Annotated in this window: 20 protein-coding genes; 15 read left to right on the forward strand and 5 right to left on the reverse strand. The window is 30.1% G+C overall.

Translation table 11 applies throughout. From position 1 onward, the window contains the following. Positions 1-16: 16 nt before the first annotated feature. Together ACWW38_RS14800 and ACWW38_RS14805 are read right to left on the reverse strand one after the other, a co-directional pair. Positions 17-820 (reverse strand): MBL fold metallo-hydrolase, encoded by an 804-nt coding sequence (locus ACWW38_RS14800; RefSeq protein ID WP_456258297.1) that lies wholly within the window; start codon positions 818-820, stop codon positions 17-19. 194 nt (positions 821-1,014) lie between these two features. Beyond that, positions 1,015-2,301, reverse strand: coding sequence for an amidohydrolase family protein (locus ACWW38_RS14805; RefSeq protein WP_456258298.1), 1,287 nt, complete (start codon positions 2,299-2,301; stop codon positions 1,015-1,017). A gap of 216 nt (positions 2,302-2,517) precedes the next feature. On the opposite strand from ACWW38_RS14805, the gene ACWW38_RS14810 reads away from it, so the two are divergent. The 5 genes from ACWW38_RS14810 (at position 2,518) to ACWW38_RS14830 (ending at position 8,210) form a co-directional block, all read left to right on the forward strand. Continuing rightward, complete coding sequence (locus ACWW38_RS14810; RefSeq protein WP_456258299.1) at positions 2,518-3,477, forward strand: aromatic acid exporter family protein; 960 nt, start codon at positions 2,518-2,520, stop codon at positions 3,475-3,477. A 142-nt stretch (positions 3,478-3,619) separates the two neighbouring features. Further along, entirely contained in the window at positions 3,620-4,984 is a 1,365-nt protein-coding gene (locus ACWW38_RS14815; protein WP_456258300.1) for a VanW family protein, read from the forward strand. A 19-nt stretch (positions 4,985-5,003) separates the two neighbouring features. Next, positions 5,004-5,612 carry a signal peptidase I gene (gene lepB, locus ACWW38_RS14820; RefSeq protein WP_456258301.1) on the forward strand — a complete coding sequence of 203 codons (609 nt, stop codon included), beginning with the start codon at positions 5,004-5,006 and terminating at the stop codon, positions 5,610-5,612. 12 nt (positions 5,613-5,624) lie between these two features. Then, positions 5,625-6,419 carry a DUF1835 domain-containing protein gene (locus ACWW38_RS14825; protein WP_456258302.1) on the forward strand — a complete coding sequence of 265 codons (795 nt, stop codon included), beginning with the start codon at positions 5,625-5,627 and terminating at the stop codon, positions 6,417-6,419. 126 nt (positions 6,420-6,545) lie between these two features. Then, positions 6,546-8,210 carry a SulP family inorganic anion transporter gene (locus ACWW38_RS14830; RefSeq protein WP_456258303.1) on the forward strand — a complete coding sequence of 555 codons (1,665 nt, stop codon included), beginning with the start codon at positions 6,546-6,548 and terminating at the stop codon, positions 8,208-8,210. Between the two features lie 130 nt (positions 8,211-8,340). Here the strand turns inward: ACWW38_RS14830 and ACWW38_RS14835 are convergent, their stop codons facing one another. Beyond that, positions 8,341-9,552: an NADP-dependent isocitrate dehydrogenase gene (locus tag ACWW38_RS14835; RefSeq protein WP_456258304.1), complete on the reverse strand. Its 1,212-nt coding sequence runs from the start codon at positions 9,550-9,552 to the stop codon at positions 8,341-8,343. A gap of 435 nt (positions 9,553-9,987) precedes the next feature. On the opposite strand from ACWW38_RS14835, the gene ACWW38_RS14840 reads away from it, so the two are divergent. From ACWW38_RS14840 to sufU, 7 genes are all read left to right on the forward strand, one after another. After that, positions 9,988-13,374, forward strand: a complete 3,387-nt coding sequence (locus ACWW38_RS14840; RefSeq protein WP_456258305.1) for an insulinase family protein — start codon at positions 9,988-9,990, stop codon at positions 13,372-13,374. A 219-nt stretch (positions 13,375-13,593) separates the two neighbouring features. Then, positions 13,594-14,058, forward strand: coding sequence for a YbaK/EbsC family protein (locus ACWW38_RS14845; RefSeq protein ID WP_456258306.1), 465 nt, complete (start codon positions 13,594-13,596; stop codon positions 14,056-14,058). 315 nt (positions 14,059-14,373) lie between these two features. Further along, positions 14,374-15,129 (forward strand): Fe-S cluster assembly ATPase SufC, encoded by a 756-nt coding sequence (gene sufC / locus ACWW38_RS14850; RefSeq protein ID WP_456258307.1) that lies wholly within the window; start codon positions 14,374-14,376, stop codon positions 15,127-15,129. Between the two features lie 13 nt (positions 15,130-15,142). Then, a complete protein-coding gene (gene sufB, locus ACWW38_RS14855; protein WP_456258308.1) occupies positions 15,143-16,552 on the forward strand; it encodes a Fe-S cluster assembly protein SufB in 1,410 nt (469 codons plus the stop codon). A gap of 16 nt (positions 16,553-16,568) precedes the next feature. After that, on the forward strand, positions 16,569-17,684 hold the full coding sequence (gene sufD, locus ACWW38_RS14860; protein ID WP_456258309.1) for a Fe-S cluster assembly protein SufD: 1,116 nt from the start codon (positions 16,569-16,571) through the stop codon (positions 17,682-17,684). Beyond that, the gene (locus tag ACWW38_RS14865) at positions 17,677-18,936 is read left to right on the forward strand and encodes a cysteine desulfurase (RefSeq protein WP_456258310.1); all 1,260 of its coding nucleotides are present in this window, start codon (positions 17,677-17,679) and stop codon (positions 18,934-18,936) included. The genes sufD and ACWW38_RS14865 overlap by 8 nt, the downstream gene beginning before the upstream one ends. Then, positions 18,926-19,351 carry a Fe-S cluster assembly sulfur transfer protein SufU gene (sufU, locus tag ACWW38_RS14870; RefSeq protein ID WP_456258311.1) on the forward strand — a complete coding sequence of 142 codons (426 nt, stop codon included), beginning with the start codon at positions 18,926-18,928 and terminating at the stop codon, positions 19,349-19,351. Before ACWW38_RS14865 ends, sufU begins: the two co-directional genes overlap by 11 nt. 116 nt (positions 19,352-19,467) lie before the next feature. Here sufU and ACWW38_RS14875 read toward each other — a convergent pair whose 3' ends face one another. Continuing rightward, on the reverse strand, positions 19,468-19,608 hold the full coding sequence (locus ACWW38_RS14875; RefSeq protein ID WP_456258312.1) for a CPC_1213 family protein: 141 nt from the start codon (positions 19,606-19,608) through the stop codon (positions 19,468-19,470). 29 nt (positions 19,609-19,637) lie between these two features. Then, positions 19,638-19,769, reverse strand: coding sequence for a hypothetical protein (locus tag ACWW38_RS14880; protein WP_456258313.1), 132 nt, complete (start codon positions 19,767-19,769; stop codon positions 19,638-19,640). Between the two features lie 328 nt (positions 19,770-20,097). Here ACWW38_RS14880 and ACWW38_RS14885 point away from each other — a divergent pair, with 328 nt between their 5' ends. From ACWW38_RS14885 to ACWW38_RS14895, 3 genes are read left to right on the forward strand one after another with little or no spacing between them, the layout of a single operon-like run. Next, positions 20,098-20,586 (forward strand): helix-turn-helix transcriptional regulator, encoded by a 489-nt coding sequence (locus ACWW38_RS14885; protein WP_456258314.1) that lies wholly within the window; start codon positions 20,098-20,100, stop codon positions 20,584-20,586. Next, positions 20,567-21,649 carry a DUF2157 domain-containing protein gene (locus ACWW38_RS14890; protein WP_456258315.1) on the forward strand — a complete coding sequence of 361 codons (1,083 nt, stop codon included), beginning with the start codon at positions 20,567-20,569 and terminating at the stop codon, positions 21,647-21,649. The genes ACWW38_RS14885 and ACWW38_RS14890 overlap by 20 nt, the downstream gene beginning before the upstream one ends. Beyond that, positions 21,633-22,208, forward strand: a complete 576-nt coding sequence (locus ACWW38_RS14895) for a GDYXXLXY domain-containing protein (protein WP_456258316.1) — start codon at positions 21,633-21,635, stop codon at positions 22,206-22,208. Before ACWW38_RS14890 ends, ACWW38_RS14895 begins: the two co-directional genes overlap by 17 nt. Positions 22,209-22,311 lie beyond the last annotated feature (103 nt).

A 22,311-nucleotide genomic window follows, 5' to 3' on the forward strand; every position in this document is an offset into this window, starting at 1 on the left:
TTGGCGCCTTATTTTATTATAGCTCTATAATATCAAGATCATCAGGAACTAAGAGTGTACCTTTAAAGTATTTACTTCCCTCTTGAATGAAGAGTTTTTTTCTGTTAGAAATATCATGATCTATGGTATGAAATAATAATAAGTTTTTAATATTTAACTTTTCAGCGTTTTCACAGGCTTCTTTAACAGTTACATGGTGCTTTTCATAAGGATGAAATATATCTCTTTGTGAATATAGACAAAAAGCTTCATGTAAAAGATAATCCGCTTCATTGGCATAATCAAAAACCGCATCTCTATAAGCTTCATCTCCAAGAAAAGTTAAGATTTTTCCGTTAGACAGTGTTGTGCGAAATCCAAATTGGATTACTTCTTTACTTTGAATATTGAAAAAAGTAGTATCACACCCTAAAATGTTAACAGTTTGGTTATCTTCAATTTCACGAAAGAAGATTCTATTATCTATAAATTTGGTAAATCTGGTTTGAAGAATAAGTGCACAAATTTTTCTAGTTATATCCTCTATATTTTTATGGCAATAAATATGTAAGTCGCCAGTGTAGTTTTCCTTAGATATTTCTGTAGCCACTGCTCTTATTATCCATATAATCCCGGAAAGGTGGTCGTTATGTTCATGAGATATAAAGACACTGTGAATCCTATTAATAGGTATACCAGTTTTCTCAAGATTAGTAAGGATGGTATTTCCACCGCCAGTATCTACAAGAAAGTGTTCATCATCATTTGAAAGTGTAAAGCAGGTATTGTAGCATTTTGTAACCATAGCAGAGCCAGTACCCAGCATAGTTAATTTCTTCATAAGTTAACCTCCATTAAAAGTTTCTTACATTTGCTATATTATCTTAAAATATTCCGTAGTAAAATGAGCAAAGGAGTAGTCTGCTCAATTATCTATTATATTTCAAAAGCCAATATAAAAAAAGCGTGTATTAGATATAAGTGAGAAAAACAAAGATTAGACATGGATAAATAGAGGTCATACCTGAGCATACATTAGAATATTGGCTCTTCAATTAAATTACCGGAAACATATCTATGATATATATGTCTATCATCTCCAATATAAATAAATCGTTCTAATCTCTGTTCTAGTGAATAATCGTAGTAGTTTAATTCAGAATCATCTATAACAAGAGCGTCAAATTCATATCCACTTTCAAAACTTCCTACCTTGCCAAAAAAACTTCCACCAGCTTTTGTAGCTATATAGAAAGCTTCGGAATTAGAGAGAAAAGGTATTTCTTTATTAGAATTTGCCCAAAATAACTTTGACACTTGAATTGCATATACCATTGTTTTAAAAAGCGAAGTAGTATGTCCGCCGCTTATATCAGAGCCAAAGCCAAGTTTGATATCATTGTCAATAAATTTTCTAATGGGCATCATGCCGCTACCGACATTTAGATTAGAGCTTGGACAATGAACTGCAAAAACGTCATGAGCTTTCATTAAAGCTATTTCTTCCTCAGAAGAAAAACTGCAGTGAGCCATTAAAGTTGGAGTTTGTCCAAAAAGATTGCATTTATTATACACATCCCCATAATATTTTGAGTCAGGATGTAATTCTTTTACCCATTGGATTTCTCCTTTATTTTCTGATAGATGGGACTGAACTGGAGTATTATACTTTTTACAAAGCATACCTAATCCACTTAGAAGCTCACCACTACAGCTTGGTACAAATCGAGGAGTTATTATAGGTTTTACTAAAGATGACTTATTTCCATATTTAAGGATAATTTCTTCAGCATCTCTAAGAGAATTTTCTAAAGACTCACATATAAATGGAGGGCAGTTTAGATCCATATTAACCTTTCCAACATAAGCTCCTAGTCCAGATTTTATAAATAAGTCCATTAAATCCATAGTAGCATCTTTATGTACTGTGGCAAATACAGCTATTCTAGTGGTACCTTGCTTCCAAATTTCTTTAATAAATCTTTGATATATTTTTTTACCATATTCTCTATCTTGAAATTTTGACTCTTCAGGAAATGTATAGTCATTAAGCCAAGGAAGTAATTCTTTATCCATAGCCATTCCTAGATGTTTAAATTGTGAAGCATGACAGTGAAGATCATTCATGCCAGGAATTATTAATCTGTTTCCATAATCAATTATTTCACAGTCCTTGTATTCCTTCGGTAGATCTTTATAAACTCCATCTACCTTACCGTTAATAACAACTATAAATCCATGTTTTACTATAGTAAATTTTTCAGGACTTGAAGTGAAGATAATATTTCCTTTTAGTATTTTACTTGATGTTTTCCAATTCATTTAAATCTTCCTCTCTTAAATTAGCCTTAACATATTAAATCCATATATTATCATAATTATTTATGAAAATGTTTATATAAGCATTATAGTAAAGTTTTTACATCTTGAAAAGGTTGATAAAATGGACTAATTATCCAAGAGAAGAGAATACGGTGAATTAGTTATTATATTATGATAATATAATAATAAGAAACTTATTAGGAACTAGGGGGAACTATGAGGCTTATTGGGAGTAGGACATTAAAAACAGGAATAGGAGCTGCAATAGCAATGATTATTGCAAAAAAATTGAATTTAGAATACGCTTCAGCTGCAGGAATTATTACTATTTTAAGTATTCAAAGTACTAAGAGACAGTCTGTAAAGGTGGCATTTAATAGAATAGGTGCTTGTATTTTAGCTTTGATTATTTCTTCTATTATTTTCAAAGTATTTGGGTATCACGAAATAGTTTTTGGCATGTTTTTGATAATATTTATTCCACTAACAGTAAAATTCAATATGCAGGAGGGAATAGTAGTAAGTTCTGTTCTCATAAGTCATTTATTAATTGAAAAATCGGTAGGAATGTTTTGGATTATAAATGAGTTATCACTTATGTTCGTTGGTATAGGAGTTGCTATATTATTAAATCTATACATACCTAATATAGAAAATGAGATTAGAGAAGATCAAGTTTATATAGAAGAACATATGAAGAGAATTTTGCTCTATATGGCTGAGGCACTTCGAAAAAATTATGTTTCAATAAATGAAGAAGTATTATTCAACGGTCTTAGAATGAGACTAAAATCAGCCCGAAGTCGTGCATATAAAAACCTAAATAATTATTTTTTTTGGGATGCAAGCTATTATGTAGAATATGTAGAAATGAGAATACAGCAATTTCAAACTATTAAGAGAATGAGAGAACATTTTAAAAGGTTTTTTATGACTTATGATCAAACAATTATGATATCAAATTTTACAGAGCAGGTAGCACGTTCAATATATGAAGAGAATACTGCAGAAGAACTGCTGGAAGACTTAGAATTATTAAGAGAAGACTTTAGAAAAATGCCACTTCCATTGACTAGAGAAGAATTTGAAAATAGAGCAATGCTAATTCAGTTTTTAAATGATATGGAACAATTTATAAATATCAAAATTGAGTTTAAGCAAAGTTTAGGAAAATAAGGAGCGAATAGAGGGCAGTCATTAGACTGCCTTTTTCAATTAATATTACTAGTTTTGTATATAGTGAATAAGATTATTTATAAATTTTATTGTTTTGATTCAAACTACTAAAGAATATTAAGTGAAGATGGAGGCTCATCCAATGAAAGCTAGATTAAAAAGAAAGAATATAATTACTGTTTCTATTATTTTATCTTTTATTTTAAATATACCTATATCAGCTTACGCTTCAGAAATGATAGGTAAAAGAGAAAAAAGATTGCCTAAAAATGTTTATATAGATGAAATAGATGTTGGAAGAAAGACATTTAAAGAAGTTGAAAGCTTTATTGACGAGGAAGTTAAAACTGCTGAAAACAAAGAGATAATTATTAAGTTTAGTTACAATGGTGATACTCAAGTACATAAATTTAAATTAAAGGAGCTAGGTTATTGTACAAATGAATACGAAATTAAAAGAGAGATTTCTGCAATACTCTATAATGACTTAAATCCTATAGAAAAAGTTAAAGACTATGTGGACATAAGAATTCACAGCAGAAAATTCGAATTTATTAATAGCCTTCAATATGCAAAATTTTGTCATGCTCTACAGGTATTTGATAATTCTAAATTGCCTAAGCCTATTAATGCAGAATACAGGTATAAGAATGGGCAAATACAAATTATTCCTGAACAAATGGGATATGAATTAGATATAAAAAGTTTATATGAGGAATTATTAAAAAAAATAAATGAAGAACAGAAAGAATTTGTATTAAAAGTAAAAGAAGATAATCCTAAAATAACAAAAACAATTTTAGAAAAACAAGGCATTAGGGAAAAAATTTCATCTTTTACTACAGGATTTACTTCTTATAACAAACCAAGAAATACTAATATGCGGCTAGCAGCAGGGATAATAGATGGAACTGTAATAGCACCTGGAGAAATTTTTTCATTTAATAAGATAGTAGGGGAGAGGACAAAAGAGCGTGGATTTCAGGAGGCTGGGGTGTTTATTAATGGTAATCTAGATACGGGATTAGGTGGTGGGATATGTCAGGTATCTACTACTTTATATAATGCAGCATTAATAGCTGATTTAGAAATTGTGGAAAGAAGTAACCATAGTTTAATAGTTCACTATGTACCTTTAAGCAGGGATGCAGCAGTAAGTTATGGGCATAAAGATTTTAAATTTAAAAATAATAGTAATCATTATATATACATTCATGCCAATATTACTGAAACCTCCATTACCTTTGACCTATTCGGAACTAAGGGTAACAAATGGGTAGAACTTAAAGCTGAAACTTTAAAAAATATAGAGATTCCAATAAAATATGTAGATGATTCAACAATGAGGCTAGGAAAAACATTTATAGAAAAGGTAGGGCAGGAAGGATATGAATCCCGACTTGTAAAGAGAGTTTATGAAAACGGAAAACTTGTTAAAGATGAAGTAGTTTCTAGAGATAGGTATCAGGCCTCGCCAACAATTATTAGGAGGGGAACTAGAAGATAAGAATTCAGAAGGTTGATAAATGTTGATGAAAAGATGTATAATAGCTAAAAATGGAAAAATTTATTGTACCTTAAAACATACAATAGGAGGAGCGTTAAATATGAGCAAACTTAGTCAAAAAACAAAAGATTTACTGGAAACTTTAGCTATTATATTAGTTGTATTAGTGATTAATATTTTTATTATAGGAAATGCAAGGGTATATGGCATTTCTATGTATCCCACATTAAATAATGGAAGCCATAATGATAGAGTAATAGTTGAGAAATACAAGAGATTCTCAAAAAATTATAATAGAGGAGATATTATCATATTAAAATCCCATGATAAAAATGATGCTAACTATATTAAGAGAATAGTAGGTATGCCTAATGAAGTAGTTGAGATTAAAGATGGAAAAGTATATATAAATGGAAATATATTAAACGAAGATTACATTCCTAGCGATGTGAATACAAAGCCTGAAATGAAAGTAAATGTTCCAGAAGGTTATGTTTTTGTTTTAGGAGACAATAGAGATCACAGTTCAGATAGTAGAGAGTTAGGTGTAATAGCTTTTAATGATATTGTAGGCAAGGCTAGCTATAAATTTAATATTTTAGATTTGTCCTTTGAAAAGTTAAAGTAGGAGTGATTTAATATGGGGAAAATAATTCATGTATGCTTTTCGGTAAGCTCTGCTGGGGGTTTAAAACATGCTATTAAAAGTAAGATAATAGATGGAGATAAAGTTATAGGATTTTTTGATGACCTTTCTAATGGATCCATATGTAATTTAAATGATATAGGAGATAGAGTAAAATGGTGGAAGTATCTAGAATCATCTGATGAATTTGATACAAGAGAGTTTTTAAAAGAAAACTATAATAAATTTAATAAAGATATCTTAGAAATAACTAGCGATGACACTATTTATTTATGGTGTTCTGAAAATGCTATGGAATTAATGGGATTAATGTATACTCTTCAATTATTAAGTATTGATTTATACAATATTTATATTATAAACGTATCTAAAGTTACGTATAATCAGGGTATGAAAAATGAATTTACTCCAAGGGCTGTAGGGGAGGTTGCACCAGAAAGGTTTCCAAACTTTGTAGAAATAAATAGGAAGGTGGAAAAGGATTGCTATGAAAATTTTATGGACAATCTATCAACCTTAATACAAGAAAATGGAAATCTTAGAGTTTATGAAAATGGTAGTGTCATAAGTGTTGGCGAAGATTATTTTGATAACTTAATCATGAAGTATACTGAAAATGAATTTAGAAAATCTGCAAGAACTGTTGGAAATGTAATAGGATTTAGTGAAAAACCAATAAGTGATACATATATATTTTGGAGAGTATTAGAGCTAATTAAAGATAATAAGCTTCAGTATAAGGGTAAGTTTGGTATCATGAGGGAAATGGAAATAAAAAAAATGGGGTAGTTCCTGGAAGTTATTCCTGGGGGACTGTCCCTTTTTATTGTTGCCAACAAGAGAAAATAGTAATATAATCAATAATGTTGTGCTAATTAAAAGGTTTTAAAAACAATTAAAAGAGGAGGAAAATACGTGTTAATTCCCAAGTTATTTACGTGTATGAAGGAATACACTAAAGAACAATTTTTTAAAGATTTTATTGCAGGATTAATAGTGGCTGTAATAGCTCTACCATTGTCAATTGCCCTTGCAATATCATCAGGAGTATCTCCAGAAAAAGGATTGTATACAGCTATAATAGGTGGGTTTATAGTATCGTTTTTAGGAGGAAGTAGAGTTCAGATTGGTGGGCCTACAGGAGCCTTTATTATAATAGTTTATGGCATTGTAGAAAAGTATGGTATAACAGGTCTTACAGTTGCCACCATGATGGCAGGAGTATTTTTAGTTATTATGGGAGTATTAAAGTTCGGAAAAGCCATAAAATATATACCATATCCAATAACTACTGGATTTACCTGTGGTATTGCTGTTTGTATATTTTCAACCCAAATTAAGGATTTCTTTGGATTGAATATAGAAACTGTACCATCACAGTTTATACATAAGTGGGCCTCTTATATAAGCCATATGAACACAATAAATGTACAGGCTGCATCTATAGGAGCCATTTCTATTGCTATAATATTGTTATGGCCTAAAATAAATAAAAAAGTACCTGGGACACTTATAGCGTTAATAGCAGCGACTTTAATAACTATGACATTTAATTTGAATGTGGAGACAATAGGAAGCCGTTTTGGCAATTTATCTGCTGAACTTCCTAAAATAGCAATTCACAGTATAAATATGAATATGATAAAGAAATTAATTCTTCCTTCTATAACTATTGCTATATTAGCAGCTATAGAGTCACTTTTATCTGCTGTAGTTGCTGATGGAATGATTGGCGGAAATCATAGATCTAATATGGAGTTAGTTGCACAAGGCGTAGCTAATGTATTTTCAGGAGTTTTTGGAGGAATTCCTGTTACAGGAGCAATAGCAAGAACTGCTGCCAGCGTAAAGAATGGTGGGAGAACTCCTATAACAGGCATTGTCCATGCAATAAGTTTATTACTTATAATGATGCTATTTATGCCTTGGGTTAAATTAATACCTATGTCATCTTTAGCAGCTATACTTATAATTGTATCTTATAATATGGGAGAGTGGGAAGTATTTAAAAGACTTAAAAATGCACCTAAAAGTGATGCATTAGTATTTTTAATAGCATTTTCTTTAACTATTTTATTAGATTTAGTAGTTGCAATAGGAATTGGGGTAGTTGTATCTGCATTTTTATTTATGAAGAAAATGGAGGACTATGCAGATGTTAAATGTCTTTCAGATGAAAATAAGGATGAAGATTGCCTAAAGCTTATGGAGGAAGTTCGTTTTCCAAGAGAAGTATCTTTTTATGAAATTAAAGGACCGCTATTTTTTGCAGCAGCAGGTAAGTGTGCAGGTGTTGCTAAGGATTTAGAACAAAAATGCAATGTCCTTATAATAAAAATGAGCAAAGTATCAACAATAGATGCAACTGCATATCATGAACTTGAAAATTTATATAATGTATGTGAAGAACAAGATACTGAGCTTATTATATTAAATGCACAAAAACATGTATATAAGGTTTTAGAAAAGTATGAATATGTAGAAAGACTAGGTAGGGAAAACTTCTGCAATAATATTGAAGCTGCCATAGATAGGACAAACCATTTGTTGAATTCTAGAAAAAGTGGGAATGTAGCCTAGAAAAGTGTAGCTTTGAATTTTAATTTATAATATAAATTAAAAGTGTAATGTTGTAATATAAGCTATTTCTGATTTTAGCTGTTTCTCACAACATTACACTTATTTATTTTTAGAAAAATAAATATATAATTTACATTAAACTGTCTAGATGATTCTTAATTTCTAATAGAAAATCTTCAGTATTAACAACTTTAATATTTTCCATATTAGCAAGAGGGGAAAGATCTTTTGTCATCACACCTGCTTCAATAGTTTTAATTGAAGCAGTTTCTAATTTATCTGCAAAATTAATTAAAGCTTCATTATTATCAAGTTCTCCTCTTTTTTTCAAGGCACCTGTCCAAGCAAATATAGTAGCCATAGAATTAGTAGAAGTTTGATTGCCTTTTAAATGTTGATAGTAGTGACGCTGAACTGTTCCATGGGCAGCTTCGTATTCATAATATCCATCTGGAGAAACCAGTACTGAAGTCATCATTGCAAGACTTCCAAAGGCTGTGGCTACCATGTCGGACATTACATCTCCATCATAGTTTTTACATGCCCATATGAATCCCCCTTCTGACTTAATAACACGTGCTACAGCATCGTCAATAAGAGTATAAAAATATTCTATTCCAGAAGATTCAAACTTATTTTTATATTCTGCATTATATATTTCTTGAAATATATCCTTAAACCTATGATCATAAGTTTTTGAAATGGTGTCTTTAGTGGCAAACCATATGTCTTGCTTTTGATCTAGGGCATAATTAAAACATGACCTTGCAAAGCTTTCAATAGATTTATCAGTATTATGCATACCTAGAACCACGCCATCACCTTTAAATTCATGAATGGTTTGACGTAATACTTCACCACTTTCTTTTGTAACTACTAATTCAACCTTAGAAGCTCCATCTATTTTATATTCAACATCTCTATAAATGTCTCCATAGGCATGTCTTGCAACAGTAATAGGTTTTGTCCAAGTTTTTACAAAAGGTTCAATGTTGTTAACTATTATTGGTGATCTAAATACAGTGCCATCCAGTATTGCCCTAATGGTTCCGTTAGGACTTTTCCACATACTCTTTAAATTATATTCTTTAACTCTGTCTGCATTAGGAGTTATTGTGGCACATTTTACTCCTACACCATATTTTTTTATTGCATTTGCCGCATCAGTAGTTATCTGGTCATCAGTTTCGTTTCTCTTTTCAAGCCCAAGATCATAATATGCTGTGTTAAGCTCTATATAAGGCTTTAAAAGATGCTCCTTTATCATGCTCCAGATTATTCTAGTCATTTCATCTCCGTCCATTTCCACAAGAGGTGTTTTCATTTTAATTTTTTCAACCATATTAATTTCATTCCCTTCAATGTGATTTTAGAAAATATGCTAGAAGATAATAGAGAGTAGTATTTGTATAATTATTCATTATTTTATCATTACTTCATAATATATACAAGGTAAGTTGCACCCAAGATCAGGCAGACGTAAAAACTATGGTATAAGAATCGTATATATTCCTAAAAGTAATAAATAAAATTAAATTATATATATAATATTTGTCTACTTGGGTATATTTGTTTTAAGGGAAAAAGTTAAATATATAATTTTAGCAGCATTATTGATAAAAGATAAGAAAATTTAAATAAAAGGAATTAAGTATTATATGAAATGTTTTAACTTAGCATTATCTAAATAGTAAAGGGGATTGCAATAATTGTATAAAATTTGATTATATGCTAACATGAACTGGTAATGTAAATTTTATGAAAAGGGGAGTTGCAAATGAATAAGAAGTTAAAATCTAAAGTGGTTGTAGCTTTAGCAGTGACTATGTTTTCTCAAACCTTAGTGCTTGGCAATTTCACTAAAGCTAAAGCATTAGATTTAAATTCCAAGGCTTATTATGGAGCGGCATTATTAGAAAATGATTCATTAGGGGGATTTCAGTTAGTATCCAAGAAATGGGTTGAAGGCTTAAAGTGTAATGCTTATGAGTATAAACACGCTAAGAGTGGAGCTAGGCTTATATATTTAGACAATAAAAATGAAGATAAAATGTTTTCAGTAGCTTTTAGAACACCGACTAAGGATGATACAGGAATAAATCATATTATAGAACATTCTGTTCTACAGGGATCTAAAAATTACCCTGTAAAAGATCCATTTATAGAGATGAGTAAACGTTCTCTAAATACTTTTTTAAATGCTTTAACAGGAAGCGATATCACTATGTATCCAGTATCAAGTAAAAATGATAAGGATTTTAAAAATTTGATGAGTATATACTTAGATGTTGTTTTCTACCCTAATATGGTTAATGATAAAAAGATTTTCCAAGAAGAAGGTTGGAGATACGAACTGAATTCTCCTGAGGATGAATTAAAATACAATGGTATAGTTTATAATGAAATGAAGGGAAATTACTCTCAACCAGAAGTTATATTGAATAGAGCTATTATGCAATCGATTTTTCCAGACACTTCATATAAATATGAATCTGGCGGATATCCTGAGGAAATGCCAAATCTAACTTATGAAAAATTTGTTAGTACATATAAAGAATATTATACTCCTTCAAATAGTTATTTTTATTTATCTGGAAATTTAGATATAGAAAATACATTAAAATTTATAGGAGAAAAATATCTAAATAATTTTGAAAAGAAAGAAGTAAATACTGAAATACAGATTCAAAAACCATTTGATGAAAGAAAGACGAAAGTTGCTGAATATTCAGTACCAAGTGGTACTCCTATAGAAAATAAAACATATTTAAGTTCAAACTATGTAATAGGAACAGCTAAAGATAAAGACACAATTTTAGGATTTTTACTGCTTCAAACCTTGCTTGGTGGAACACCATCTTCTCCTATTACAAAGGCATTAATGGATAATGGATTTGGCGAAAATGTTACTACTGGATTTGACATAAATTACTTGCAGCCAGTTTTCACTATAAAAGCTCAAAATGTAAATGAAAATCAAAAAGATAAGTTCCAAAAAGTAATAGACGAAACACTTCAAGATATAGCTAAAAATGGCTTTGATAAAAAATTATTGAACTCTGTACTCAATATGTATGAGCTTTCTAATCGTACTGTAAAGGGTAATTTTGCTCTTATGTACAACACTTTAATAATGAGAAGCTGGCTATATGATGGAGATCCTATTGCATATTTAAATTTGGACTCAGACATGAATAACTTAAGAGATAAGGTGCAAAGTGGATATCTACAGACATTGGTAAAAAAATACTTAGTAGATAATAAACATGCTTCTTTAGTAGTTTTAAAACCTGTACCTGGTCTTGAAGAAAAAAAGGAAACAGAATTAAAATCAAAATTGGCAAAAATTAAGAATTCTCTTTCAAAAGAGGATATAAATAAAATAGTACAGGAAACTAAAGAGCTTAAAAAGTGGCAGGAGACTCCAAACTCAAAGGAAGCTTTAAGCAAATTACCAAGTCTTACTCGTGAAGACATAGGAAGCAAAGCTGAGACATATAGTACTATTGAAAAAAATGAAAATGGAGTTAAGGTGCTTCATCATCCTATATATACTAATGGAGTAGATTATATAAGATTATATTTTGATACAACTAAAGTACCTCAGGAGAAACTAGGTTATTTATATTTATTAGAGGGTACTTTGGGTAATATTGATACAAAAAACTATACTAAAGAGAGTTTAGTAGAGGAAATACTAAATAATTCAGGTGGAATTTCTCTTGCTAATACTAACTTCATAAATCGTAAAGACAATAATTTATACTATCCTAAAATGATGGTAAGTATAGTGTCATTAAAAGAAAAAACATCCAAGAGTTTTGACCTTGTAAAAGAAATAGTATATGACAGTAAAATAGATGATAAGAAAAGACTAAAAGAAATAGTAAGCAATATGAAAATGATGAAAGAAGCAGAATTAATGGCTAGTGGCAATATAATGGCAATGCAAAAGTTATTATCATATATGTCAGAGTCAGGTAAATATGATAACTATACAAGTGAAGAGTTCTATAAATTTTTATGTGATTTAGATAAAAATTTTGATAGTAAAAGTGATGAAATAGTAAAAAGCTTACAAGAAGTTAGAAATCTTGTATTTAACAAGCAAGATATGATAGGAAGTTACACAGGAGAAAATAAGGATTATGAAGATTTTACTGTAAACTTTAAAAATTTCTCAGACAATTTAAGAAACGAAAAACTTCAGAGTAACACATATAATTTCGATAGTTCTATGGTAAATGAAGGAATAATGACACCTTCTAAAGTACAATATGTAGTAAAAGGCGGGGATTTGAAAAAAATAGGTTATGAAGCAACTGGAAAACTTCAAGTTCTTGCTAATATATTAGAAGGCGGATATTTATGGAACAATATAAGAATAAAAGGTGGAGCTTATGGAGCTAATGTAACTTTAAATAACTCTAGCTTGATTTTTTCATCTTATAGAGATCCAAATTTAAAAGAGACTTTAGACACTATTAATGGAATTCCAGAATATCTTAAAAACTTCAATGCAGATGAAGAAGAGATGACTAATTATGTAATAGGAACTATTGGAAAAGCCGATAGTGCAAATAATATGCTAAGAAATATTATCGGACCTGCTGCAGATGGAATGATGGCAGATAATTTTTATATAAGCATGACTAAACAAGAGGATATTCAAAAGGAAAGAGAAGAGATCATATCAACTAAAGCAGAGGACATAAGAAATTTAGCTCCAGTCATAGATGCACTATTAAAACAGGATTATTTATGCGTCGTTGGAGGAGAAACAAAGATAAAAGAAAACGAGAAAAATTTTGCTGTTATAAAGGGCATTTTGAATTCTGAGGATCAAAAATCACTAGCTTTAGATTTAGAGAAAAAGGAAAATGTTCCTGTAGAGAAGAAATGGAATGTTAAATTCTCTAAAGAACTTGATGAATTGACCGTAAATGCATCAAATGTTTATGTGTTAGATGATAAAAATCACCAAGTTAAAATAAAACTAAGTTACGATAAGAAAAATAAATCTATTATGGTAGAACCAGAAGCTTCATATGAAAAAGGGAAAAAATATACATTATTTATTAAAGGTATTCAAGCTGCAGTAAAAGGAGAAAAATCTAGTAAGTTAGTGGCACCAATTAGGATGGAATTTACAGTAGAAAAATAAGATAATACGGGGCTGTGGCATTAAGCAATTACATACAATATACTGTTTTGCAAGTTTAAAGTTAAAACAATATATTGTAGTATTTGTTCTTAGTGCGACAGCTCTTTTGTGCTTAATATCTTTAATAATAATGAGTAATAACGGTAAAAGTATGTATAATTAAAATGATATGTTATAATAGATGATAAAAATATTTATAAATAAACGGGGGCGATATTTATGAGTTTAGAAAGTGTAAAGAAACATTTAGATGAGTCAAATCTTGGACTTGTGATTATGGAGATGGATGGTAGTACAGCTACAGTAGAATTAGCAGCTGAGGCTATAGGGGTAGAGCCTGGGCAAATAGCTAAAACTATGGCATTGAAACTAGGAGATAAAAATGTGCTTATAGTTTCAAAAGGTGATGCTAAAATAGATAATAGAAAATATAAGGATTGCTTTAAAACAAAAGCTAAAATGCTAAGTGGTGATGAAGTGTTAGAAATAACAGGTCATCCTGTAGGAGGAGTTTGCCCATTTGGACTTAAAAATCCTCTTGAAATATATTTAGATAATTCATTAAAGAAATACGATTATGTTTATCCAGCAGCAGGTTCAAAAAATTCTGCAGTTAGAATTACATTAGAGCAGCTTCAAAACATAACAAACGGAAAATGGATAGACGTTTGCAAACAAGATTAAAAGTATTGTACCCATACATTTGCTAAAGAATTCTATGAGATATATAATGTATACAAGTAGAAAAGACATATATAGAATTAAAAAATAATACTAACTCCCTCTTATATAATAAAATATATAAGATTATATCCTAGAAATCGGCGAAAGTTTTTCGTCGATTTTTTATTTTTTACAAAAAATTTTTTTGACTAATTCAGAGTAAAATAGTATGATATAATTACAATATATCAGAGTGAAATACTCGGATATAATTTTCTATAAAACTGTATAATAAATAATTTAGAATTTAATTTGAATTTAAGGAGATGAAATAAAGTGTCAAAGTTACTTTTAGATATAAAAAACCTTCATACAAAAGTTAATGAAAAAGAAATATTAAAAGGGCTAGATCTGGAGATAGGAAGAGGAGAAGTTCATGTAATAATGGGACCTAATGGAGCAGGAAAATCAACTCTTGCAAATACTCTTATGGGGCACCCAAGATATGCAATATCTGAAGGGGATATATATTTTGAAGAAGAGATTATAAATGATCTAAGAACTGATGAGAGAGCCAAAAGGGGAATATTTTTATCATTCCAATATCCAGAAGAGGTACCGGGAATAACTGTAGAAAACTTTTTAAGAAGTTCTAAGGCAGCTGTTACAGGGGAAACTATAAAAATCATGGCCTTTAAAAAAGAGCTGAAAAAGAAAATGAAACTTTTAAAAATGGATGAAGAATATTCAAAGAGATATTTAAATGTAGGCTTTTCTGGAGGAGAAAAGAAGAAAAATGAAATACTTCAAATGTCTATATTAGAGCCTAAGCTTGCAATTCTTGATGAAACTGATTCAGGACTTGATGTAGATGCTGTTAGAGTAGTATCTGAAGGAGTTAAACTTCTAGCGGATGAGAATAGATCAATACTTATAATAACACATCATAATAACATTTTAGAGTATTTAAAGCCTGATTATGTTCATGTTCTTGTAAATGGAAGAATAGTTAAAACTGGAGATATGTCCCTAGTTAGAAGAATAGAAGAAAAGGGATATGAAAGCTTTAAAGAAGAAGTTTTTCAAAGTTAAGGGGTGAGTTTATATGGAAGATAGAAAAAAAACCTATATAGAAGATGTTGATAGAGGAATATATGATATAAAAAATCAAGTAAGATACAGCTATAAGGTTCAAAACGGACTTACTCCAGAAATTATAATGCAAATTTCAAAAGAAAAAAATGAACCTGAATGGATGACTGAGTTTAGATTAAAATCTCTTCAAATTTATAATAAATTAGATTTACCACCTTGGGGACCAGATATTACGGATCTTGATATTGAAAATATAGTGACATATATAAGGCCAGATACAGAGATGGTGGGAAGCTGGGATGAAGTTCCTAAGGATATTAGGGATACTTTTGATAGGCTTGGGATACCGCAGGCAGAGCAAAAGTCTCTAGCAGGAGTAGGAGCACAGTACGACTCAGAGGTTGTATATCATAGTATAAAGGAAGATCTAGTAAGACAGGGTGTTATATATACTGATATGGAATCTGCTGTAAGAGAATACGAAGATATTATAAAGCAGTATTTTATGAAGTGTGTTCCCCCAAGTGATCATAAATTTGCAGCATTGCATGGAGCAGTTTGGTCAGGTGGCTCCTTTGTATATGTACCAGAAGGAGTCAAGGTAGATATACCGCTTCAATCTTACTTTAGATTAAATGCTCCAGGAGCAGGTCAGTTTGAACATACACTTATAGTAGTTGAAAAAGGAGCAAAGCTTCATTTTATTGAAGGATGTTCAGCTCCAAAGTATTCTGTAAATAACCTCCATGCAGGATGTGTTGAACTATTTGTTAAGGAAGGAGCAGCATTAAGATATAGCACTATAGAAAATTGGTCAAAGAATATGTATAACTTAAATACAAAAAGAGCTATTGTAGAAAAAGATGGAACTATAGAATGGGTTTCTGGTTCTTTTGGATCAAAGGTTTCTATGTTGTATCCAATGAGTATATTAAAGGGTGAGAGAGCAAGATGCGAATTTACAGGTATAACTTTTGCGGGGAATGGACAGTACCTAGACACAGGAGCTAAGGTTATTCATGCAGCACCACATACTTACTCCAATATAAATTCAAAATCCATATCAAAGGATGGAGGAGTAGCTATATATAGAGGAGCTGTAAAGGTGGCAGCTAATGCCCATCATTCAAAGTCTACTGTATCCTGTGAATCATTAATGTTAGATAATATTTCAAGATCAGATACAATACCTGTTATAGACATATTGAATGATGAAGTAGATTTAGGTCATGAAGCAAAAATAGGAAGAATAAGTGATGAAGCTATATTCTATCTTATGAGTAGAGGATTAAGTGAAGAAGAAGCTAAAGCTATGATAGTAAGAGGATTTGTAGAACCTATATCAAAGGAGCTTCCCCTTGAATATGCGGTAGAGATGAATAATCTTATAAATATAGAATTGGAAGGGACTATAGGTTAGGAGGTGAGAATACATTATGGAATTAAAAAATATAAATGAACTCCCAGTTATAACTTGGAGATGGCTTAAAGTAAATGATCTTGATCTAAACTTAGGAGAAATTACTAACATTCCAGATTATAAAAAGGATTATATAAAACAATTTGGAGAGCTAAAAAATGGGAAGGTAGTAGAGATAAAGAAAGAAATTAATAGGGTAGATTATTCAAATAAATTTAAGACAATAGGAGAAAGTTATGGAGTTTCAAAGAGGCTTTTAGATTTAGCTGAAAGTAACTATAATGCTCCATTAAGTATAAAACTAGATAAAAATTCTAGGATATCACAGCCTATAATTATAGATTACTCTATGTCTAAAGAAAATCCTGTCCTTATAGACAATAATACTATAGTAGCAGAAGAAAATAGTGAGATAACCGTAATTATTAATTACAAAACTAATGATGAAGTTGAAGTATTTCACAATGGAATTACTAAAATATATGCAATGGATGGAGCAAAGGTAAATATTATAAAGGTTCAAGTTATGAATGAAAATTCAAAGCATTTCGATTCAGTGGTTGGATTTATAGGATATGGATCAAAAGTAAATTATATTTCCCTGGAAATAGGTGCTTCAATAAGTGTTACAAACTATGTAAACAACCTAGATGAACCTACAGGAGAGGCAAAGCTTAAATCTATATATTTTGGTGACGGAAATAAAATTATAGATTTAAGCTATAAAATGAATCACAGTGCCATGAGAACTTTAAGTAATATTGAAACCAGGGGAGTCTTGAAGGATAAGTCTAAAAAAATATTTAGAGGAACTATAGATTTGAAAAAAGGATCTGTGAAAGCTAAGGGTTCTGAAGAAGAATATACAATTCTTCTAGATCCTAGGGTGAAATCAGACGCTGTACCTCTTTTACTATGTGCTGAAGATGATGTAGAAGGACAGCATGCAGCAAGTGCAGGAAAGATAAATGAAGATAAGTTATTCTATCTTATGAGCAGAGGCTTCAGTGAGAAAGAAGCTAAAAAGCTCATAATTGAAGCAGCCTTTAGACCTATTATAGATGAAATACCTTCTGAAGATATAAAAAATATTATTGATTCTGAAATTCAAAGGAGAATAATAAATGATTGATTTGGAATTTAATTACAATAAACATAATGTTGAAGATATAAGAAAGGAATTTTCTATACTGTCTCAGAAGGTAAAGGGTAAAGATATTATTTATTTTGATAATGCTGCTACAACACATAAGCCAGAGTGTGTTATAAAAGCTATTGATGAGTACTACAAAAGTATAAATTCAAATCCTCATAGAGGAGCGCATTATTTAAGTGTAAGAGCTACAGAAGCTTATGAAACTTCAAGAGAAAAGGTGAGGAAATTTATAAATGCTAAAAGCTCAAAAGAGATTATATTTACTAAAAATGCTACAGAATCTCTAAATCTTATAGCAAATTCTTATGGAATGAACTTTATAAATGAAGGTGATGAAATTGTAATTTTAATATCAGAACATCACAGTAACTTAATACCTTGGCAAATAGTAGCTAAAGCGAAGAAGGCTAAACTTAAATATATGTATGTAGATAAAGAGGGGAGGCTTTTACAGTCTGAAATAGAGGAAAAAATAACTGAGAATACAAAAATAGTTTCTGTTGCTCATATGACTAATACCTTTGGAGTAATAAATCCCATAGAAAATATAGTAAATTATGCACATAGCAAAGGTGCAATAGTTGTTTTAGATGGAGCCCAAAGTGTTCCCCATATGAAAGTAGATGTTCAAAAATTAAATGTAGATTTTATGGCATTTTCAGCACATAAAATGCTTGGCCCGATGGGAATAGGTGTACTTTATGGAAAAGAAGAATTGCTGGAAAAAGTTCCTCCATTTCTATATGGTGGGGATATGATAGAATATGTTTCTGAACAGAAGGCAACCTTTGCAGAGCTTCCATTTAAATTAGAAGCTGGGACTCAAAATGTAGAAGGTGCTGTTGGTCTTGCAGCAGCTATAGATTACATTGAAAATATAGGGTTTGAGTTTATAGAAGAAAGAGAAAAGGAGCTCACTGAATATGCTCTTAAGAGGATGGCGGAAGTTCCAAATCTACAACTTTACGGACCTAGGGATTTAAAAGAGAGAGGGGCTGTAATTTCATTTAATATGATAGATGTACATCCACATGATGTAGCTTCTATAGTAGATGCCTATGGAGTTGCTTTGAGATCTGGGCATCATTGTGCTCAACCTTTTATGAAATATATGAATTTAAATGCTACCTGTAGAGTAAGTTTTTATTTCTATAATACAAAAGAAGAAATAGATGTTTTTATAGAGAGTTTAAAAAATGTAAGGAGGTGGTTAGGATATGGAGCTTAGTGAAATATACACTGAACTAATAATGGAACACAATAAAAGTGGCCATAATAAACATCATTTAAATAATCCAGACGTTACAGAATTAGGCCATAATCCTAGCTGTGGTGATGAAATATCCTTAGAAATAAAGTTTAATGGAGATATGATAGAGGACGCTTCTTTTACAGGTAATGGCTGTGCCATATCCCAAGCTTCAACTTCTATAATGATAGATCTTATTAAGGGAAAATCAAAAGAAGAGGCATTAAAACTTGTTGACACATTTATAAGTATGATAAAAAAAGATATTGATAATGAAGAAGAGCTAGAAATGTTAGAAGATGCAATAGCCTTTAAGAATATATCCAATATGCCTGCACGTGTAAAATGTGCAGTACTAGCATGGCATACCTTAAAAGAATCTATAAAATTATAAGATATAATTTTATAGTATGAATATATTTAGGTGCTAAAGAGACTACTGAAGTTTTTACAGTAATCTCTTTAGTTTTTTAACTATAATGTTTATTGTCTATAACATAACATGCCTTTTTATTCTTTTATGTCCTTTCCATCGTTAGGATTAAAAGCAGCTCTTGAGCTTTCAGCTTGGCCGTGTTTTATATTAATTTTTTTGAATTTGCCATCTTCTTTTTTATTATTTTGTGTGTTTCTCATTTTATTATTTGACATAGGTATCTCCTTTTTAAAAGCTATTACTGCTATACAGTTCCATCAGTGTTTCTGATTACGCCTTTAGATCTGTGTTTTTTCATTTCATCTTCATGGATGATATCTGGTTTGGAAGTTCTCTTATCCATAACTTTACTATCTTTAACCTTCTTTTTGCCCACTTTAATCACTCCTTAAAATTAAGTATGTAATATTATGTCGTTAATAGTATAAGCATTTAAGGAATTATTATGTATAGAGTAGACTTTAGTTTAGACAGATATTTTTAGATATAGGAAATTAGTATATTAATTATTATTAATCCATAATAGAGAGTTTACTTTTAATATTTGTTTTATTTTAAATAAAGCTATATTTATATATCAATTTAGACTGGTAGATAAGGAAAAAATTTATTAAAAACTAGTTGTAAAAAGAATTATTATAGTGTAAAATTACACTAAAGATATAAAAATACATTAAAAGTGTATATATGATAGAGGTGCTGAAATGAATGGATTAACTCAAGAGGAACTAATAGATATAGTCTCAAAAAAGATACGGCTTATAAGAAGTGAATATAATTTTTCACAGGATAAAATGGTAGAAATTTTAGGAATTTCAAAAAAAACCTTAATTCAAATTGAAAAGGAAAGAACAGAAGCTTCATGGACTTTGGTAATAGCAATTTGTGGTCTTTTCAGAGAAAGTGAAATATTGAAGATGATTTTAGGTGAGGATCCAATAGAGCTAGTGGAAGCTATAGTATTTAAAAATATAGATTCGCCTAAAAATTTAACTGGTGGTGGGAAAGTATTATGGAGAGACATTGAAGTGAAAGGTAAATTTAAAGTTCAGAAAAATATAATAAGCTCTCACTATAGAATAATAGATGGAAACAATAGAAGATGGTACAGTTCCTTTGACAGGGAATATATATTAGAAAAATTCAAGTTGCTTTTAGAAGGAGGAAAAGACAATGAAGAAGAAATTGAGTAAATCAAATTATAAATTCTTTCTGACAGAGTTAACAGAGCATAAGGATAGAGGAATAATAAATCAGCAGCAATTAGATGATATGATGACTTTCTATGAAGAGGATTCAGGAATAAATTTTATAAAAATATTAGTTACAATTGGTTCTATTTTAATAGGTCTTGGAATTCTAAGCTTTATAGCCAGTAACTGGGAGTATATAGGTAAGATTGCAAAGATATTGATTATTGTAGTATTTTTGGGATTTTCTATATTTGCATCCTTTAGGTTGGAAAAGGGGTACCCTAAGACATCAAGAGCAATGCTATATTTGAGTACGTTAATTTATGGTGCAGGAATATTTTTAATGGAGCAGATATTTAACTATAGTGGAGAGTTCCAATTAGCTTTTCTATTGTGGTCAGTAGGAGTTTTAGTCATGTCAATTTTATTGAGAGAAAAGTTATTATTCCTATTTGCCCATGTGCTATCAATTATATATATAAGTGGAAGTTTTAATGAAAATATAATAGTTTATAGTTTAATTCTTATATGTGTTTTCTATATAGCAAGCAAGTATTTTAATCATGATAAAATTGTGACATTTTTTAACAATCTAGTTGCATTAGATTTTCTTTTATACTTTTTATATTACAAGTATTTAGATAATATATATGTTGCAATAGTTTTCTTTATAGTAGGACTTATTATGTATTATGGAAAACATCGCTTGAATATAGAGGTATTTAAACTTCAAGGAATTATTGTATCTGGGATAAGTGGGGTTATGCTTACTTATAAGCAGGGCTGGGAAGAGTTACTATTTATAAAAAATGGTAGTTATATAGCTATATGTTTTGGAATTCTATTTTTAATATATCTGCTATATCTAGTTAGAAGAGGTTCTTTGACAGCGTTAGTATTTACTTGTGTTTTAATTTTGAGATATTATTTTGATACTTTATATGACTTTATGCCAAAATCATTATTCTTTATTGTTGGAGGATTTATACTTTTAGGTTTTGGATATTATTTTGAAAGACTTAGAAAAAATTCAGGAGGTGCCTTAGATGAAAAAAATATTTAGAAAAAGAGGAAATAGATATCTAGTGGCATTCTTAGTGATGTTTTTTATGCTGATTTCTATGACTGTACAGCCTATGATGACTAATACATTTGGAAAAGAGATTACAATTAAAACAAAACCCTTTGATCCAAGAGATGTATTTAGAGGAGATTATGTTCAATTATACTACGATATTAACGATATAACTCTAGATAGATTAGAGGATAGAATACTGAATATGAAGGATAAGAAAGAAGATTATGATCCTTTTAAGGTATTAAGAGGAAAAAAACTATATGTAACACTAAAAGAGGATAAAGGATTCTACATTGTAGACAAAGTAACTTTAAAAAAGCCTAAGGATGGAATATTTATTATGGCTAAATACTCGCATCCAGTTTTCGTTGAAAACACTAATGGAAAGATAACTGGAATTGCTGTAGATTACCGATTAGATAAGTACTTCTTACCGGAAAATACAGGAAAAGAGCTGGAGCAAAAGGCTTTACAAGGGGAAATCTATGCTAAGATAAAGGTATATAGAGGCTACTCTTTATTAAGAGAAATTTATCCTAAATAAGTTTTAAATTAAAATTATACAATATGTAAAATCACCTTTCAAATGCCTACTCATATGAATTTTGAAAGGTGATTTTTGCGTAAAAATTACAAAACAAAAATCA

Source organism: Clostridium sp. JNZ J1-5, from assembly GCF_053901425.1.